This window comes from Embleya sp. NPDC020886 (assembly GCF_044333915.1).
In the GTDB taxonomy this organism is placed as follows: domain Bacteria; phylum Actinomycetota; class Actinomycetes; order Streptomycetales; family Streptomycetaceae; genus Embleya.
In genome coordinates this window covers 187275-201933 of record NZ_JBIRRX010000009.1, presented here as the reverse complement: position 1 = coordinate 201933, position 14659 = coordinate 187275, and the positions used below count along the sequence as shown (strand labels likewise).

15 protein-coding genes are annotated in these 14659 nt (G+C 71.0%); 6 read left to right on the top strand and 9 right to left on the bottom strand.

What is annotated here, in order from left to right; translation table 11 throughout:
* The first annotated feature begins 31 nt into the window (after positions 1-31).
* On the top strand, positions 32-1819 hold the full coding sequence (locus ACH4U8_RS29220; protein ID WP_395781237.1) for an arginine--tRNA ligase: 1788 nt from the start codon (positions 32-34) through the stop codon (positions 1817-1819).
* A gap of 133 nt (positions 1820-1952) precedes the next feature.
* On the opposite strand, the gene ACH4U8_RS29215 is transcribed toward ACH4U8_RS29220, so the two are convergent.
* Positions 1953-2771 carry a hypothetical protein gene (locus ACH4U8_RS29215; RefSeq protein WP_395781235.1) on the bottom strand — a complete coding sequence of 273 codons (819 nt, stop codon included), beginning with the start codon at positions 2769-2771 and terminating at the stop codon, positions 1953-1955.
* 4 nt (positions 2772-2775) lie between these two features.
* A complete protein-coding gene (locus ACH4U8_RS29210) occupies positions 2776-3444 on the bottom strand; it encodes a papain-like cysteine protease family protein (RefSeq protein WP_360317062.1) in 669 nt (222 codons plus the stop codon).
* A gap of 234 nt (positions 3445-3678) precedes the next feature.
* On the opposite strand from ACH4U8_RS29210, the gene ACH4U8_RS29205 reads away from it, so the two are divergent.
* The 3 genes from ACH4U8_RS29205 (at position 3679) to ACH4U8_RS29195 (ending at position 5291) form a co-directional block, all read left to right on the top strand.
* Positions 3679-4614, top strand: coding sequence for a hypothetical protein (locus tag ACH4U8_RS29205; RefSeq protein ID WP_395781233.1), 936 nt, complete (start codon positions 3679-3681; stop codon positions 4612-4614).
* Positions 4615-4809: 195 nt separating this feature from the next.
* Entirely contained in the window at positions 4810-4980 is a 171-nt protein-coding gene (locus ACH4U8_RS29200) for a rhomboid-like protein (RefSeq protein WP_395781231.1), read from the top strand.
* Positions 4977-5291: a hypothetical protein gene (locus ACH4U8_RS29195; protein WP_360317055.1), complete on the top strand. Its 315-nt coding sequence runs from the start codon at positions 4977-4979 to the stop codon at positions 5289-5291. The genes ACH4U8_RS29200 and ACH4U8_RS29195 overlap by 4 nt, the downstream gene beginning before the upstream one ends.
* Before the next feature lie 102 nt (positions 5292-5393).
* Here the strand turns inward: ACH4U8_RS29195 and ACH4U8_RS29190 are convergent, their stop codons facing one another.
* Positions 5394-5831, bottom strand: coding sequence for a hypothetical protein (locus ACH4U8_RS29190; protein WP_395781229.1), 438 nt, complete (start codon positions 5829-5831; stop codon positions 5394-5396).
* Positions 5832-6014: 183 nt separating this feature from the next.
* Here ACH4U8_RS29190 and ACH4U8_RS29185 point away from each other — a divergent pair, with 183 nt between their 5' ends.
* Positions 6015-6956 carry a ribose-phosphate pyrophosphokinase gene (locus tag ACH4U8_RS29185; RefSeq protein WP_360317050.1) on the top strand — a complete coding sequence of 314 codons (942 nt, stop codon included), beginning with the start codon at positions 6015-6017 and terminating at the stop codon, positions 6954-6956.
* A 190-nt stretch (positions 6957-7146) separates the two neighbouring features.
* Here the strand turns inward: ACH4U8_RS29185 and ACH4U8_RS29180 are convergent, their stop codons facing one another.
* The gene (locus ACH4U8_RS29180; RefSeq protein WP_395781227.1) at positions 7147-8640 is read right to left on the bottom strand and encodes an MFS transporter; all 1494 of its coding nucleotides are present in this window, start codon (positions 8638-8640) and stop codon (positions 7147-7149) included.
* Positions 8641-8872: 232 nt separating this feature from the next.
* On the opposite strand from ACH4U8_RS29180, the gene ACH4U8_RS29175 reads away from it, so the two are divergent.
* Entirely contained in the window at positions 8873-9223 is a 351-nt protein-coding gene (locus ACH4U8_RS29175; protein WP_360317045.1) for a helix-turn-helix transcriptional regulator, read from the top strand.
* A 296-nt stretch (positions 9224-9519) separates the two neighbouring features.
* On the opposite strand, the gene ACH4U8_RS29170 is transcribed toward ACH4U8_RS29175, so the two are convergent.
* The 5 genes from ACH4U8_RS29170 to ACH4U8_RS29150 all read right to left on the bottom strand — a co-directional run bounded on the left by ACH4U8_RS29170 (position 9520) and on the right by ACH4U8_RS29150 (position 14639).
* A complete protein-coding gene (locus tag ACH4U8_RS29170; protein ID WP_395781225.1) occupies positions 9520-10557 on the bottom strand; it encodes an ROK family glucokinase in 1038 nt (345 codons plus the stop codon).
* Positions 10558-10787: 230 nt separating this feature from the next.
* Positions 10788-12077, bottom strand: a complete 1290-nt coding sequence (locus ACH4U8_RS29165; RefSeq protein ID WP_360317039.1) for an ROK family transcriptional regulator — start codon at positions 12075-12077, stop codon at positions 10788-10790.
* Positions 12078-12134: 57 nt separating this feature from the next.
* Positions 12135-12797 (bottom strand): hypothetical protein, encoded by a 663-nt coding sequence (locus ACH4U8_RS29160; RefSeq protein ID WP_395781223.1) that lies wholly within the window; start codon positions 12795-12797, stop codon positions 12135-12137.
* A gap of 116 nt (positions 12798-12913) precedes the next feature.
* Complete coding sequence (locus tag ACH4U8_RS29155) at positions 12914-13126, bottom strand: hypothetical protein (RefSeq protein ID WP_360319578.1); 213 nt, start codon at positions 13124-13126, stop codon at positions 12914-12916.
* Positions 13127-13709: 583 nt separating this feature from the next.
* Positions 13710-14639 carry a TIGR03619 family F420-dependent LLM class oxidoreductase gene (locus tag ACH4U8_RS29150; protein WP_395781221.1) on the bottom strand — a complete coding sequence of 310 codons (930 nt, stop codon included), beginning with the start codon at positions 14637-14639 and terminating at the stop codon, positions 13710-13712.
* Positions 14640-14659 lie beyond the last annotated feature (20 nt).

Genomic DNA, 14659 nt, shown 5'->3' with positions numbered 1-14659 from the left:
TCCGGCGGGCCCGGTGGGCTAGCTTCCCCGCATGGTCACTCCGGAGAAGCTGCTCATCGAGCGGCTGGCCCCGGCGTTCGCACGGGTCGCGGGCATGCCCGCCGATCCCGTGCTGCGTCGCGGCCGGCACGCGGACTTCCAGTGCGACGGGGCCCTGGCCCTGGGCCGACGCCTGGGCCGCGACGCGCGTGAGATCGCGGCCGAGGTGCTCCGGTACGCCGAGCTGGACGACCTGTGTTCGGCGGTGCGGATCAACGGACCCGGCTTCGTCGAGCTCACCCTCGCGCCGACCGCCCTCGGCCGGCTGCTCGCCGCGATCGCGGCCGACGAACGCTTGGGCGTGCCGCGTACCGCCCGGCCCGAGACGATCGTCGTCGACTACTCGGGCCCGAACACCGCCAAGGAGATGCACGTCGGCCACCTGCGCTCGACGATCATCGGCGACGCGGCCGTGCGGGTGCTGGAATGGCAGGGCCACACGGTGCTGCGCCGCAACCATCTCGGCGACTGGGGCACGCCGTTCGGCATGCTGATCGAACACCTCCTGGACGTCGGTGAGTCCGAGGCCGCGCACGAACTCTCGGTCGGCGATCTGACCGGGTTCTACCAGGCCGCGCGGCGGGCGTTCGACGCGGACGAGGCGTTCCGGGTCCGGTCCCGCGAGCGGGTGGTCGCGTTGCAGGCGGGCGATCCGACCACGCTGCGGTTGTGGCGGATCCTGGTGACCGAATCGAAGAAGTACTTCATGGCCGTCTATGCCCGCCTCGGTGTGCGGCTCACCGCGGACGACTTCTGCGGGGAGAGCAGCTACAACGATCGACTGCCGCCGCTGGTCGAGGAGTTGGCCGAGCTGGGGTTGCTCCGGGAGAGCGCCGGCGCGCAGTGCGTCTTCCCGGCGGGGTTCGTCAATCGCGACGGCGAACCGCTGCCGCTGATCGTGCGCAAGGGCGACGGCGGCTTCGGATACGCCGCCACCGATCTGGCCACCCTGCGGCATCGGTTGCGGGACCTGGCGGCGGACCGGCTGTTGTATGTGGTGGGCACACCGCAGAGCGGGCATCTGGAGATGGTCTTCGCGACGGCGCGGGACGCGGGCTGGCATGGTGCGCGGGCGCGGGATGCGGACCGGGACGATGCGACCCCCGCGCGGGCCGTGGGCCGGGGCGCCGCAGGCCCGCGGGTCGAGCACGTCGACTTCGGCTACGTCCTGGGCTCCGACGGGAAGATCCTGCGCACCCGGGCCGGGGCCTCGATCAAGCTGATGGACCTGCTCGACGAGGCGGTGACCCGGGCCGCCGCCACGATCGCCGAGAAGAACCCGGACCTGGACCCGGACGAACGTGCGGCGGTGGCCCGGGCGGTCGGCATCGGTGCGGTGAAGTACGCGGATCTGTCCGGGGATCGACGCAAGGACTATCGCTTCGACTACGACCGGATGTTGTCCTTCGACGGCAACACCGCGCCGTATCTTCAATACGCGCATGCCCGGACCCGTTCGATCCTGCGGAAGGCCGGTGGCGAGGCACCTTCGGCGGCCGGGCCCCTGGTGATCCGGGAGCCGGCCGAACGGGCGCTGGCCCTAAGGCTCCTGGCCTTCCCGGACGTGGTCGAGGAGGTCGGCGAGTCGTCGGACTTCCACCGCCTCGCCCACCACCTGTTCGCCTTGGCCACCACGTTCACCGGGTTCTTCGAGGAGTGTCCGGTGTTGCGCTCGGAGGGCGAGGTCCGACGCTCGCGGTTGATCCTGTGCGACCTGACCGCCCGCACTCTGGCGCGCGGCCTGGACCTGCTGGGCATCGAGACGCCCGAGCGCATGTAGGCCCGTCCGGCGGAACGACCGCGCCCACGCCCGCATGCTCGGCGGACGCGGGTGCGGTCGTGGCGGGGCCGGCCGAACGGGGTCGACGTGGGGAGCGTCGACCCCGCCCGGCCGGAAGGCACCGAGCGGCGGATCAGCCGCGGCGCCGCCGAACCGTGACCAGCACGCCGCCCACGCCGGCGACGCCCAGCAGGCCCACCCCGGCGAGCGCGGTCGGTCCGACGCCGAACGGGTCGTCGGCCGGGCGTGCGGTGCCCGAACCGGTGTCGTTCGGCCCGAAGCCGCCGGCCAGGCCCTTGGCGTCGTAACCGGAGCCGGGCAACTTGTCCGCGTAGGCCCGGTGTACCCGGTCGTGGTAGGCCGAGACACTCGTCCCGCCGGCGCCGACCACACGCTTCGCGTCGGCGTTCAGCGGCAACACCCGGTCGCCGCTCTGCACGAACCAGGCGTTGATCTGCGGCTCGCGGAAGACCATGCCACCGGACGACAGGCTCGCGCCCGCCGCGGCGTATCGGGCCTCGTCGTCACCATCCGCGATGTTGACCACCTGCCGGCCGGCCGGGGTGTCGGCCGTCCACACCGACGCCCGGCGACCGTCCGCGGCCACCACCGTGGCGGCCAGGAACTCCTGCCGGGCGATCGGCACCGGCCGAGCCCCCGGCCGGGCCGCGACGAACTCCGGGGCCAACGTGTACACGGCGACCACGTCGCCCTCGATCCGGGGCGCCGCGTCCGCCGCGGCGAGCGCGCCGTCGCGGGCGAAGAACCTGGACAACGTGTCGAGCGTGCCGGGCGCCGCGATCACGTCGCGCGCGCTGCCCATGCTGATCGCGTCCGGCGCCGGCGGCGCGGGTACGGGCGCGGCGTGCGCGGCCTGCGGGGTGAGCGTCAGGGTGAGCGCCGCCGCGAGGGTGCCCGCCGCGAACAGGCGCTTGATGCCGCCTCCGGTCATGGCGTCACGCTCCGATCCGGTAGAGCGAGTGGGTCCAGGAGAACTCGTTGTTGTTCACGTACCAGTTGTGCGAGGCCCAGTTGTAGCGGGTGCTGCTCGGCCACGGGTCGCCCCAGTAGACCCAGCTCTGCGCGGTGTCGTAGCCGTAGATCACGTGCATGTGCCCGCCGCCGGAGGACCACTGGATCCGGGTCTCGATCGGCCGGTCCGCGTTGATCTCGGTCTGCACCGTGCTGTATTGCAGCCAACCGGTCACGTAGGAACCGGAGTTGATCCCGGCCCAGCGCAGCCCGCTCTGCACGTTGCCCAGCGTGGCCTGGGAGTTGGGACACTCGGTGCTCTGCGAACGGCCGAATGCCGCGTTGCAGAACTGGTTCTGGCTGTAGTTGCGCCCGTACCAGGTCGCGATGGTGTTGCCCGAACCCGCCCAGCACCAGTTGCTCTTCTGCTGGGCCTGCATGGTGATGTTCAGCCTCTTGGCGGCGAGCGCGAGCGGTTGCGCCTGCTCCGTCGAGGTCGGTGCCGAGGCAAGCGGCGCGGAGTTGCCCGCGGTCGAGGCGGAAGCGGCGGAGGGCACCGCGAGCAGCGCCGAGAGCAGGGCGACCACCGCGAGGGTCAGGGCCGAGGTTCGACGGCCGGATATGCGGCCCGTGCGTGGGGACGTTCGAGTCATGGCGTTCCTTCCGTGCTGGAGGGACGGGGTGGGGCGTGGTGCGCGTCCGGACGCTGCAAGGTGGAGCATCGGGTGTTGTCGCGGTGTGTTCAAGACGCTTCAATGCGGGGTGAAGCGGTGGTGTGAACGCCTGGACCGGTGTGTGAACGAGGCGTGACCGGTCCGCTGGAACACCTCGGTCGCGAGCGCCGATCCCGACCGGTCCGCGGTGAACGTTCACAAGGGAGGCGAGCGATGTCGCGGACCGATACCCGGGGCGAGCCGGTCGAGGCGGAGTTGGCGCGGGCCCTGCGCGCGGGTCCGTTCCATCTGGCCTTGCGCGCGGCGCTGGCCGCCCGCGGCCTAGCCCTGCACCGGGTGCAGCACCGGCTGGCCCAGCGGGGCGTGCAGGTCGGGGTGACCAGCCTCAGCTACTGGCAACAGGGCGCGCGCCGGCCGCAGCGCGCCGAATCGTTGCGCGCGGTACGGGCGTTGGAGGAGGTGCTCGACCTGCCGCCGCACGCACTGACCAGGTTGTTGGAGCCGGAGGTCACCCCGCGCCCCGCGTCGCGCTCCTACCGGGTGGTGATGGAACAGCCCGGCACGCTGGGCCGGTTGTTGACCGACCTGGAGTCACCGGCGGACGGCGGCCTGCACACGGTGTGTCAGCTCGAACAGGTCCGGGTCGGGGCCCGCCGCGAACTCCTGGACCGCGCTTCGCAACACGTGGTCCGCGCGCATCGCGACGGGGTGGACCGCTACCTCGCCATCCACATCGGCGACCGAGGCTGCGCACCCGAGCAGGTCCGGGTTCGGGCGACGGAGAACTGCCGGGTGGGGCGGGTGCGTTGGAATCGGGACGCGGCGGTGTTGGTGGCCGAATTGTTGTTCGACGCACGGTTGCGGTCCGGCGACACCTACGTCTTCGGCTACGGCTTCGAGGACGGCACCGGCGGGCCCAGTGACGAGTATGTCCGCGGCTTCACCTTCCCGTGCGGGCAATACGTGCTCCAGGTGCGCTTCGATCCCGCCGCCCTGCCGGTCCACTGCCGACGCTTCACCCGAAGCACGGCGGGCGCCCCCCGCACCGACCGGCGCGACCTGACCCTCAACGGCAGCCACTGCGTGGTCCACCTGGCCGAACAGGACGTCGGCCCCGGGCTCGTGGGCATCGGCTGGGACTGGGCCTGACCGCCGGGGAGTTCGGCCGCGCGGGTGCCCGGTCGGCCGAATCGCGGGTCACCCGTTGGGCGCAGCACCGGGAGCGCCGGGGGGCTCGATGGCGTTGGATGGGCCGGGGATTCGGCACGAACGCCGGGCCCACCCCGCCCATCGAGCAGCGGACGGCCACCGGGTCCACCCGGCGGGTCCGACGAGGAGCCGGCCGTGTCGCACGCCCGCAGCACCCGAGGCCGGACGTTCCCCGACGTCGGGCACTTCACCTCGGTGCTGCCGGGCCTGGCCTGCTATCCACTGGTACGCGACCGCATGGGCCGCTGGGGTCCGATGGTCACGGTGCGCGAGCTGCGTACCCGAGGGAAGGAGCGGCACGCGTGAGCGACGCCGTCGAGCGACCCGTCCTGCGGGCCGCGGGTTCACACCTGTATCCGGGCAGCCTGGTGCGGGTGCACGCGCCGGGGACCACCGATCCGCACCGGGTCGGGACGACGCCGGGCGACCTGCTGTTCGCGGACGGCTCGCGGACGACGGCCCAGGTGCTGGTCGACACGGACGAACACGTGACGTTGTGGGTGGCCGAATACGGCACCGAACGCGGCACCACCATCTCCGAACGAGTGTGGTCGGTGCACCGGTCGCCCGACGGCTCGGGCGACGTACTGCTGCGGATCGGCGCCCGACTGCCGTAGGGCGGGTCGTCGATCCCCGGCCGAGCAGCCCGCCGGCCGGATCCGTTCGCGCGGATCGCGCGGCACGAAGGCGAAGCGGACCCGGCCGGCAGCCGAGCGGCCTCAGGCCGCGGTGACGATCCCGGTCGTCCGAGCCCCGTCGTCGCGCGTGAGTGCTCCCGCGAGCAGCAGCAGACACAGTGGCAACCACAACACCCACGCTGCCCACCCGGAGCCGTCCACCACCGACAGCACGCTCACCACGATGTGCGCGACGATCGCGCACCCGATGCCCCACGGCGCGCTGCCGCGCACCTCCAACCGGCGACCGAGCGACCTCCACACCCACGCGGCCTGCACCAGGGCACCCGCGACCACGGTCCACATCAGGATGCGCGTCGGCAGGACCTCGCGCTCGCTCGGCGGCGCGGCACCGTCCTCCGGGCCCAGGCCGAAAATCATCGCGTCGCCCAGGAACAGCACGAACCCGAAGGCCCAGACGGCTTCGATGACGACGACGATCATCGCCGTACCCACGACCACTGTTCGTAATGTCTTCACGCGGCGCATTATCGTGCAGCGCCGTTGTGAGGTGTGGGCCGTGGCGTTCGGGGTTTCGGGGGCTCGGGGGTCGGCCCGTAGCATGTGGCGGCGGGCCGGTGCCGCGATGGTGATCGTTCTTGGCGGCGGGCCGACGACTGCGACTCGATGGCGACAGCGATTCGACCGGAACAAGGAGCGTTCGTGCGAGAGATCGCCGTGTTCAGCGGAAGCGCACATCCTCAACTGGCCGCCCAGGTTTGTGCGCACCTGGGTGTCCCGCTCAGTCCGACCCGGGTGAACAGATTCGCGAACGACTGCCTGGAGGTGCAACTTCAGGCCAACTGCCGCGAACACGACGTCTTCCTGATCCAGCCACTGGTCGCGCCGGTCCAGGAGAACCTGGTCGAGTTGTTGCTGATGTGCGACGCCGCGCGCGGCGCCTCGGCGGGCCGGATCACCGTGGTGATGCCGCACTACGCCTACGCCCGCTCGGACAAGAAGGACGCGCCGCGCATCTCGATCGGCGGCCGGTTGGTCGCCGACCTGATGGTCGCCTCGGGTGCGAGCCGGGTGCTGGCGATGACGCTGCACTCGCCGCAGGTGCACGGGTTCTTCTCGGTTCCGGTCGACCACCTGCACGCGCTGCGCGAGTTGGCCGACCACTTCCGGCGCTACGACCTGTCCAACACCACCGTGGTCTCGCCCGACCTGGGCAACGCCAAGGAGGCCGCCGCCTTCGCCCGGATGCTCGGCGCCCAGGTCGCCGCCGGCGCCAAGCAGCGCTTCGCCGACGACCGGGTGGCGATCAGCGCGGTGATCGGCGAGGTCGCCGGGCGGGACGTGATCGTCCTGGACGACGAGATCGCCAAGGGCAGCACCGTACTGGAACTGCTGGATCGGCTGCGCGAGTTGGGTGCCCGCTCGATCCGCGTCGCGTGTACGCACGGCCTGTTCGCGGCCGGTGCGCTCAAGCGCCTGTCCGACCAGCCCGATGTGCTGGAGATCGTCTGCACCAACACGGTCCCGATCCCCGCCGGTGAACACACCGACAAGCTCCGGGTCCTGTCCATCGCCCCGGCCCTCGCCGAGGCCGTCCGCCGCATCCACAACGGCGAAAGCGTCAGCGCCCTGTTCGACATGTGAGCGATGCGCACCCGCCCCGGTCCGTTCTTCCGCGTCCAAGTCGAGCGCCGCGCCGTCCGGGCCGTCCGGCCGTCGCTTGCGCCCGGAGCCGGCGCGGACGGTCGACGCTCGGCGCGTCGGCCGTCCGCGGCGTCGCCGGACCGGATGGCGAAGTTCCACCGGGTGCGCACGGTCACCGGACTCGGGCCGGTCAGCGGGTGGCGAGTGCCTCGCCGTCCGCGGGTGTCCCGACGGCCGTCGTCGAGTCGCCCGCGCCGTCGCGTTGCCGGCGCAGGGCCAATGTGACGAGCAGGCCGCCGATCATGCCCGCGGCGGTGAGCAGGACCACCAGGAGCTCGCCGTCGGCGGTGGCGGTGCGCAGGGCGTCACCGGTCCTGCCGCCGGTGCCGATGTCGGCAATCGCGGTGAACACGGCGAGGCCGATCGCGTTGCCGAGATTGAGCGCGGTGGAGGCGATCCCGTTGGCGACGCCCTGCTCCTGCGCCGAGGTGCCGGTGGCGGCGGCGATCCACATCGCGGTCCACACGATGCCCTGACCGATGCCGGAGACCACCAGCCCGGGTACGAGCAGGCCGTAGCCGGCGTCCGCATCGAACCCCGCGGCGAGCCCGGCCGTGCCCACCGCGCCGATCACGAAGCCGATCAGCAACGTGCGGCGGGTGCCGATCCCGGTGGCCGACCGCTCGCCGAGTTGGGTGCCGGCAGCGATCGCGACCGAGGGAATCAGGAACGCGAGTCCGGTCTCCAACGCGCTGTAGCCGTGCACGCTTTGCATCAACACGGTGAGGAAGTACGGCAACACGCCGAAGGTGGCCATGTAGATGAACGTGATGCTCATCCCGACGGTGAGACTGCGGTTGCGGAACAACCGGAAGGGCATCAACGGGTCGGCCGTGCGCGCCTCGACGGCGGCGAACAGCCCGAGCAGCAGGGCGGCGAGCACGAACGCGCCGACCACCGGCGGGCTGCCCCAACCCAGTTCCGGCCCCTCGACCAGCGCGGCCACCAGCAGAGTGGAGCCCGCCGTCACGCTGCACGCACCGGGGAGGTCGAACCGACGCCGCGCCCCTCGGGCCGGATCGCGCGGGATCACGAACAGCGCGGCCAGCGCGGCCAATCCGGCAAGCGGGACGTTGACGAAGAACACGGCCGGCCAGCCGAAGTTCTCGGTGAGTACGCCGCCGAGCAGTGCACCGATGGTCAGCCCACTGGCTCCGGCGCCGCCCCAGACCGCGAGCGCCCGATTGCGCTTGGGTCCCTCCTCGAAGAGCGTGTTGATCAGCGACAGGGTGGCCGGCAGCAACAGCGCGCCGCCGATGCCCTGCACGGCGCGCGCGGCGATGATCGTGCCCGAGTCGGCGGCCAGGCCGCCCGCCAGCGAGGACAGCGCGTAGACGAGCAGGGCGACGACGAAGGTCCGCCGGCGCCCGAGCAGGTCCGCCGCCCGGCCGCCGACGAGCAGAAAGCCGCCCGCGAAGACGACGTATGCGCTGACCACCAGTTGCTGGGTCTGACCGGGGAAGCCCAGGTCCGCGCCGATCTCGGGAAGTGCGACGAAGACGATGTTCAGGTCGAGGGCGTAGATCAGTTGTGCCAGGGCCAACAGCGCCAGCGTCCAGCCGAGGTGTCGTCCGGCGGTGCCGGAGGTCGCCCCCGGCGACGCCGGTGCGGATGAAGTGGACATGCGAGTACGCCCCTTCGCGGGTCACGTGATCGGGTCTCGGTCGTGGTTCCGGCGACCGACGGGCAGGGACGCCCGGCCGATCGCGACCGTACGAATGATTGCGTACAGTCGGACGGTCCGGCAAGGCCGATCCCCTCGACCGGGACCGTTTCAGGGCGCGCCAAGACGGTATTCGCGCAGGTGAAGTGGCCCGCGCCAAGCGATTGTTCGAATGTCGCTGTACAGTGGGAGAATGAGCTTTCGCCACCCGGACCGTGATCGGATCCGGATCGAGAACGTGCTTTCGGCGCTCGGCAATCCGCTCCGCCTGGGCGCCGTACGGGTGCTCGACGCCGGCGGCGAGCACAACTGCGGCAGCGTGCTGGCCGTGCTGGGCGTGACCTCGAAGTCGACCATGACGCACCACTGGCGCGTACTCCGGGACAGCGGCGTCATCTGGCAACACCCGTCCGGCCGGGAGAACCTGCTCTCGCTGCGCCGCGACGACCTGGACGCGCGCTATCCCGGCCTGCTCGACGCCATCCTGTCCGGCGCCCGAACCGACGGCCCGGAACCGATCGCGGGACAAGCGATCGCGCCGTAACCGCCGTCGGGCGGGTCGCCCACCGGAACGGGTGCGGACCCGGCCCGACACCGGAACGGGCTTCGGCACGGATCGCCCACCCGAACCGACGTCGGACCGGGTCGGCCACCGGAACCGACCGGGAGGCCGGCGGCGGGTGCCGCCTCCGATTCCGCACGGCCGAGCCGGATCGCCTCCGCTGTCTCGGGGCCGAAGGGGGACTTGCGGGTGGCGGCACGTTTCCGGCGGCCACCCGCAGTCGCCTGCCCATCGCCCGGCGCCCGCGCTCACGGCCGCATCGGGTTCGGCGGCGGGGGTCAGCCGACGGTTGCCCCGCTGTTCGCGAAGTCGGCCCGGTCCAGCGGGAGTTGGTCCAGGGCAAGGAGGGCGGCGCCGACGATGCCCGCCTCGGTGCCGAGACTGGCGGGCACGATCGGGGGCACCTTTCGGTGTTCCCGGGCGACGACGAAACGTTCGAAGCCGGCCCGGGTGGGACGGAACAGGTGCTCCCCCGTGGCTCCCAGGCTTCCCCCGATGACGACGATCTCGGGGTCGAAGATGTTGACGAGCGAGGCGATGCCGGTGCCGAGCCAGAAGCCGAGCCGGTCGAACAGGGCCCGCGCCGTGGGGTCGCCCTGTTCGGCGGCGGCGAAGACCGTCTCGCCGGTCACCCGGTCGGGGCCGGTGGCGTAGCCCGCCAGCGCACCCTCGGGGTCGGCGGCGACGGCTTCGCGGGCCATCCGTCCGAGTGCCGTTCCCGAAGCCTGAGCCTCCAGGCAACCGGTCGCCCCACAGCCGCAGACGTCGCCGCCTGCCGGGTTGACGATGATGTGACCGACCTCGGAGCCGATGCCGGTGTGTCCGCGATAGAGGGCCCCGTCGAGAATCAGCCCGCCACCGATGCCGGTGCCCACGGTGAGGACGACCACGTTGTCGTGCCCGGCACCGCGGCCGAGGCGCGCTTCGGCCCACGCTGCGGCGTTGGCGTCGTTCTCCACGACGACCGGAAGGCCGGTGCGTTCGACCAGCAGGGCCCGCAACGGGAGTTCCTGGTAGTCGTTGTTCGGCGCCCAGCGCAGCAGTCCGGCGGGCCACTCGACCATTCCTGCGGCGCCCACCCCGATCGCTTCGATCGCCGGGTACTCGGCCCGAAGGCGGGTGATGAGGTCCAGCAGGGCCAGGGGCGTCCCGTCCCGCCCGGGGGGTGTGGGGATGCGCAGGTGCCGCAGGATCTCCCCCGACCGGGTCACGACACCGCCGGCGATCTTGGTGCCGCCGATGTCGAGGCCGATCGCGAGACCGGGAGTGGGCGGTGCCGCGCTCTGCACGGGAACCGAAAGGGTGTGTTCAGACATGGGCGCAGGCTCCGACCGGTGATGTTGGGGTGGTGCGGGAAGGGGTGGACGCGCCGGGCCGGACCCGCGTGTCGACGCGGCGCCCGACGCCGTGCGCGTTTTTGCGGTTCGAGTCGGGACGCATTCGCGCCCGGACCCGGACCCGCTCCGGGGGATCCGGGCCGGTGCTTGGGCCCGATCCGGGGAATCCCGAGCCGGGCTTGGGCCCGATCCGGTGGATCCCGGCAGGTCTAGGCCCGGTTCGGCCCGACGTTCACGGCGCCCACGATGACGTCGCGGATGATCATGGTTGCCGCGCCGCGGGGGCCGTTCCAGTGTTCCCGGTCCTGGATGACCAGGAAGGCATCCGGCGGTGGGCCGGAGAACACGGTGTACTCGTCGACGGCGCGGAGCATCGCCTCGTGATAATCGTCGCTGTACAGCACGAGCCGGTGTGCGTCCGACTCCGACGCGGTGACGGCGTCGCCGGTGAAGATGATCTTCGCCGGGTCGGAACAGGTGATCATCGAGGCCAGTCCGCGCCCGAGGGCGGTGCCGGCCTCGGCGAAGGCCCTGCGGGCGCGGGAGTCGTTGTCGGCGGCGCGTGCTCTGGCCTCGGCCAGGTCCGCGGCCTCCGCCGCCTGCACGATCGCCGACGCCGTGGCCATGGCCTCCACGCACCCCCGATTTCCGCACCGACACGGCTCACCACCCGGGACGGCGACTATGTGGCCGAGTTCGCCGGCCTTGCCGGTCGCCCCCCGATGGGGCTCGCCGTCGCGGAATTCGGATGCGCCGACCCCGTCCCTGGTGACGAGCACCGTGAGGAACGAGTCGTCGTTGCGGGCGGCACCGAACCATCTCTGGGCCGTGCCGAGGGCGTTCGCGTCGTTGTCGACGACGGTGTGCAGCCGGGTCGCCGCCCGCAGCAGTCGGCGCAGGGGCACCCGAGGGATGGCCCAGTGCTCCCCCCACTGGAGGTCGGGGGAACGGACCACCTCGCCGCTGCGACCGTCGATGTGGCCGCCCAGTTCGACACCCAGGCCCAGCAGTGGTGCCTGCGCGTCGTCCCGCAGTTCGCGCAGGTTCGCGGTCAGTTCGTCGACGAGGTCGCGCACGCCGTCGACCAGGACGTCGACGTCCATCGGCCCGCGAACCGGCGCCAGCGCGAGTTCCCGCGGTTCGCCGACCGGCTCGCCGCGCAGGTCGACGATCAGACCGGTCAGGCCGTCCCGGCGGATCTCCACCCCGGCGAGGTAGTGCCTGCCCGCGACGACGCGGACCGGGGCGGACCGCCCGACCCGCCTGGACCCGTCGGAGACGAGGGGCGTGCGGGTGATCAGGTTCTTCTCCTCCATCCGCTGCAACACCCCGGTCACCGTGCTGCCACCCAGACCCGTGATCTCGGCGATGTCCTTCGCCAACGGCCCGTCGACACGGACGATGGTGTCGAAGATGCGTTCCCAGTTGCGCTGTTGCGCCTGGAGTTGAAGGGACACCAGTTCACCGCGTCGCTTGCGCAGACTCGCTTGGCGGAGCATGACTTCGACGGGAATTCCCTGATCGCTGACGGGCACGGCCGACACATCCGTTCTCTCTCAGGCGGCAGTTGCCGCCGACACGTGGAACGCGCGCTGCATGGGAGTGGCGCCGAGCCGGTGACCGTGTTGTCCGGGCGGGGTGAGCAGGACCGCGACCGGCGACCTTCGCCGGTCGTCCCAGGCCAGGCTGAACTCGACGTGATCGCCCACCTCGAGCCCGTCGCGATCGCGGGGCAACAATCCGTTGTGGTGCTGCTTTCCACCGCCGGAGTACCAGACCTCGCCCCGCTTCTCCTTGTGCGGTAGCAGGTTGACGCGTCCGGTGTACCGGCGTGGCTGCAGGCTCCACGGCTCCAGGCGGTGGTGCAGGTGTTGCGCGTATTGCTCGTGATGTCCATTGAGGTAGAGCACGACGTGGAAGGTGCAGGAAGGGAGGCCGAGCACCAGGGTGGAGGGTCTGGGCATCGGGACGAAGACATTGCTCCCGCTCGGGTTGGCCGCCGCGATCCAGAGCGCTTCGGGCTTTTCCCCGACGACGGCGTACAGCGCGGTGTAGTGGAGATCGTTGAATCCGGCCAGGAGTTCGAGATCCTTGCCGAAATCCGATCCCAACCGCAGGTCCGAGTCGTATTCGTCCGCGATCCCGCGATACCTCTCGATGGCCTCGCGAGCCCTCGCCGCCGTACGTTCTCGGTCACGTTCGTTCTTCCCCTTGCGCATCGGGGTCCCCTATTCCTGCGTCAATCCGGAGTTCGTGCCCGCGAACGGGCGGAGCCGATCGGATCGGGTGGGGTCGGGCGACACGCGTCGCCCGACCCCACGGATCGATCACCTGGTCAGTCGCGCGGCGTCGCGCGCAGGGAGTACAGAATCGCGACCATCACGAGCACCCAGCCGGCCGACCAGGCGATCTCGGCCGATACGCCGTAGTGGTCGAGCGAAGCGGCGTGCTCACACATGGCGGAGACGAACTCGACGGCGGTGAAGGCGTGCATCGCCCGCCACCGCTCCTCATTCGGGTCCTGGGGCCCGGTCCCGGCCTTACGCATAGGACTTTCCTCCTCGACAGCACATATCTCGGACAGCCGGAGCACCGCAATGGATGCGGCAAAGCGCCGAAAGACAGGCGACGGTGACGAGGGACCGAACAGGTGAATGATCAATTGGCCGTTCGGAGCTTTAGGATGACCTCTTGAATGGAGCGTACGACGGTTCACGACGGAGAACAAACGACCCGGGATTTTGGGCCGTAGATCATTCGTTTTTGATTTTGATGACTGCTCGATTTTCATCGCTTCCGTCGATGCGAAGAAAAGAACACGCGCAAAATACGACAGATCGAGGCGCAGTCGGATCGATTCCGTTCACCTCGGCCCGCCGGCCGCCCGAAAAAGAAATTTTAAGGATCATGGAAGGCCGTCGGCACACGATTCGACGGCTCGAAAATCGATGCGGGATGCACGAATCCCGGATGCCATGACTGATGGTGCGTCAGAGGCCATCACTCCGGCAGCGCGGTCCCGCTGCGAACCGGTGCCGGTGCGGTGGGGCGCGGTGGGGTGCGGTGCCGGTGGGGTGGGATGCCGGTCCCCGGTCTCGATCGGGATCGGGGACCGGCATCCGGGATCGGCCTCACATGGCGGCGACCCGACGGACGATCTCCCGACACAGCGAACCCACTTCGGCCGCGTCGTCGGTGTATTGCGACGGCTTGACGCAGATCGTGCCGAAGCCTCGGGCCAGTTGCCCGGGGATGGACTCCAGAGCCGGTGCGATCGGCGCCGGGCTGTGCGCGTCCGGGAAGGTCGGTCGGATGCCGCCGACCATCTCCAACGTGTCGGGATCACGCCCGGCCTCGCGCAACGCCGCACGCAGCCGGACCAGTTCCGCGTCCGTGGGCTGCCCGAGCGGGTGGAAACCGTGGCCGTGCCGGACCAGCCGGCGCAACATCGCGTCGTGCACCGAACTACCGCCCATCCACAGGCGCGGGCCGGCCTCGCGGTACGGCTTGGGCATCAGGTGGGCGTCCTCGAAGCGGTAGTGCTCGCCGGCGAACGAGGCCGGGGTGTCCCGCCACAACACCTCCCAGGCGGCCAGGTGTTCGTCCAGGAGCCGCCCGCGTCGTTCGAACGGCACGCCGAGCGCGGCGTATTCGGGCCGGTGCCGGCTCACGATCGGCTGGGCGACCAGTCGTCCCTCGGCGAGCAGATCGAGCGTGGCCAATTGCTGGGCCAGCGCGAGCGGATGGCGCAGCGGCGCGATCACGCCGGCCGCGATCAACCGCAGCCGGGTGGTCCGTGCGGCGATCGCGGCGAGCAGGAGCAGCGAGTTCGGCCACGGCGTCGCCGGGTCCTGGTTGCCGGGCAGCGCGTATTCGCGCGGGTTGGCCATCAGGCCGTTCGCGTCCGATCCGAGGCCGAGCACGATGTGCTCGCTGACCATGACGCCGTCGAACCCGGCGTCCTCGGCCTCGACCGCGATCCGCACCAGGGCCGGCAGGTCGCGCGGGTCGGTGAGGGTCCAGTTCTCGCTGAGCACCAGGATCAGGCGTGGAGCGGGCATGCGGGTCCTTTCGGTGGGAT

Bases quoted from the DNA above. Each gene is read 5' to 3' on its own strand.
- ACH4U8_RS29220 (WP_395781237.1), top strand. From the start codon at position 32: ATGGTCACTCCGGAGAAGCTGCTCATCGAGCGGCTGGCCCCGGCGTTC.
- ACH4U8_RS29215 (WP_395781235.1), bottom strand. From the start codon at position 2,771: ATGACCGGAGGCGGCATCAAGCGCCTGTTCGCGGCGGGCACCCTCGCG.
- ACH4U8_RS29210 (WP_360317062.1), bottom strand. From the start codon at position 3,444: ATGACTCGAACGTCCCCACGCACGGGCCGCATATCCGGCCGTCGAACC.
- ACH4U8_RS29205 (WP_395781233.1), top strand. From the start codon at position 3,679: ATGTCGCGGACCGATACCCGGGGCGAGCCGGTCGAGGCGGAGTTGGCG.
- ACH4U8_RS29180 (WP_395781227.1), bottom strand. From the start codon at position 8,640: ATGTCCACTTCATCCGCACCGGCGTCGCCGGGGGCGACCTCCGGCACC.
- ACH4U8_RS29175 (WP_360317045.1), top strand. From the start codon at position 8,873: ATGAGCTTTCGCCACCCGGACCGTGATCGGATCCGGATCGAGAACGTG.
- ACH4U8_RS29170 (WP_395781225.1), bottom strand. From the start codon at position 10,557: ATGTCTGAACACACCCTTTCGGTTCCCGTGCAGAGCGCGGCACCGCCC.
- ACH4U8_RS29165 (WP_360317039.1), bottom strand. From the start codon at position 12,077: ATGCTCCGCCAAGCGAGTCTGCGCAAGCGACGCGGTGAACTGGTGTCC.
- ACH4U8_RS29160 (WP_395781223.1), bottom strand. From the start codon at position 12,797: ATGCGCAAGGGGAAGAACGAACGTGACCGAGAACGTACGGCGGCGAGG.
- ACH4U8_RS29155 (WP_360319578.1), bottom strand. From the start codon at position 13,126: ATGCGTAAGGCCGGGACCGGGCCCCAGGACCCGAATGAGGAGCGGTGG.
- ACH4U8_RS29150 (WP_395781221.1), bottom strand. From the start codon at position 14,639: ATGCCCGCTCCACGCCTGATCCTGGTGCTCAGCGAGAACTGGACCCTC.